General features: G+C 40.2%; 2 protein-coding genes. One reads left to right on the forward strand and one right to left on the reverse strand.

Going from position 1 to position 2,503, the window contains the following annotated elements; translation table 11 throughout:
- Positions 1 to 1,684: glycogen debranching protein GlgX (glgX, locus tag AC1DPZ_RS25450; protein WP_477408752.1), on the forward strand; the 1,684-nt coding region annotated here is incomplete at its 5' end.
- Between the two features lie 365 nt (positions 1,685 to 2,049).
- Here glgX and AC1DPZ_RS25455 read toward each other — a convergent pair.
- On the reverse strand, positions 2,050 to 2,503 hold a 454-nt coding region (locus AC1DPZ_RS25455), incomplete at its 5' end, for a hypothetical protein (protein WP_477408754.1).

The raw sequence follows: 2,503 nt of genomic DNA on the forward strand, positions 1-2,503 counted from the left end.
CAATATTGAATATTATAACTCCATAATTTATGAAGCACATGTAAAAGGCTTCACCAAAATGCACCCCCAAATACCTGAAGAGATCAGGGGTACGTACGCTGCCATTGGCCATCCGGTAACTATTAAATATTTGAAAGACCTGGGGATAACCGCAATTGAACTAATGCCTGTACATCATTTTTTAAACGATAGGCATTTAGTTGAAAAAGGCCTTACTAATTACTGGGGGTATAATACCATCGGTTTCTTTGCTCCCGATTCGCGGTACTCTTCCAGCGGGGTACGCGGCGAGCAGGTAACCGAGTTTAAAACCATGGTTAAAAACTTACACAAGGCAGGTATTGAAGTGATTCTTGATGTGGTTTACAATCATACAGGCGAAGGCAGCCAGATGGGGCCTACCCTCTCCTTTCGCGGTATTGATAATTCCAGTTATTATCGCCTTACCGAGGATAAAAGGTTTTACATGGATTACACCGGTACAGGTAACACGCTAAATGCCAATTTACCTAATGTACTGCGCCTGATGATGGATAGCCTGCGCTACTGGATCCTGGAGATGCATGTGGATGGTTTCCGCTTTGACCTTGCCGCTACCCTGGCCCGTGAGCTGCATGAGGTGAATCGCCTGAGTGCTTTTTTTGATATTATACACCAGGATCCGTGCATATCGCAGGCGAAGCTGATTGCTGAACCCTGGGATGTTGGCGAAGGTGGATACCAGGTAGGTAAGTTTCCGTCGGGCTGGGCTGAATGGAACGGTAAATACAGGGATAGTATCCGCGATTTCTGGAGCGGTACAGAAAGTTCCCTTGCCGAATTTGGCGACCGGATAACGGGCAGCTCTGATCTGTACAAATCCTACCGCCGGCCATCGGCCAGTATCAACTTTGTAACTGCTCATGATGGTTTTACCCTGAATGATCTTGTATCGTATAATGAAAAACATAACGAGGCCAATGGTGAGGATAATAATGATGGCGAAAATCATAACCGTTCGTGGAACTGCGGTGTTGAAGGGCCAACAGACGATGAAAATATCAATGAACTGCGTGAAAAACAAAAGCGTAATTTTCTAATAACATTGTTCCTGTCTCAGGGTGTGCCAATGCTGATAGCCGGTGACGAAATGAGCCGCACTCAAAATGGCAATAATAATTCCTATTGCCAGGATAATGAAATTTCATGGATCAACTGGGAAACCATGGATAAAGATTTGATGAAATTTACCAGTAAGCTAATTAAATTACGAAAAGAACATGCCTCATTTTCAAGGAAGAACTGGTTTAAAGGCGAGGTTGAAACAAAAAGTGGAGTAGCTGATATAGCCTGGTTTTTGCCCGATGGATCGGAAATGAGTGAGGATAACTGGAACCACGACTTTGCCAAATCTGTTGCTGTTTTTTTAAACGGATTAGGGTTACACAGCGTAAACGCTGAAGGCAATAAGGTAGTAGATGATAGCTTTTATATCATATTTAACGCCCACGATGCGCCGCTTAGTTATAAGTTACCTGCAAAGGAATATGCAAGGGATTGGGAACTGCTCATCGATTCACATAAAAACCCAAACGAAGAAGTTAAAGGCACATTTAACGCGAAAGATATTATACAGGTTGAAGGACGATCTGTTGTATTGCTTCAGCACCAATTGATTCACGATAGCGAAACAAAACACAACTAACGAAACATTAGGTTACGTATATCATGAGCAATATATCAATCAACAAAAAAAATATTCCAGCGGCCCCGCCGCATCTGCAGAAATCATAAATACGAACTTTGCACAGTTACCACCAGAATTCATACTGATATGCACCCAATATTAAATACAAAAAGCCGGATGAAAATAAATCTCTATCCGGCTAAATCACTCTAAAACAATCACCTCTTATTATATAGGAAGTTTATAACAATTAATATAGATACTTTTACAAGAGTCTATTAATTAAATGTTTAAACAAAGATATTTATAATATACTGGTACTTTACCGATAAGGGAGTATTTTTACGGGGTGCTGACACAGGCAAGATGGTTAGTCGATTGCGTTAACAATACATTAACCCTTTAATAAATATATCGGTGAGCAATAGCTTTTTGGTGCGAATCTCCTCGAGGTGTTCTTTTGGTGGAAAGCTTTTTTTCTTTTGCGAGATAGCTCCTACCCTGATGCCGTGCATGGCATCCAAAAGGAGATCTACAATTTCTTCTGAATTTTCAATGGGTTTTATAGTACCTCTTTCAATTTCAATCTTAATAGCATTATTCAACAAGGTAAGCTCAGCTTTATGCACCTGTTCAACAATTTCCCAAATCGTATCCGGCAAATTTTGCTCATTCAGCCTAAAAAAATCAAAAAAATTATAATTGCTCACTATAAAATCATGATGGGTATTGATCTGGAAAACAAAGGCCTCTTTTAAATTACTAAAAGAATCTATTTTACCCTCCAGCAGCTTTAAATAATCATTGGCCAGTTTACGCATTACAGCTATGTATAAC

It is taken from the genome of Mucilaginibacter sp. P4_G9 (assembly GCF_056400985.1).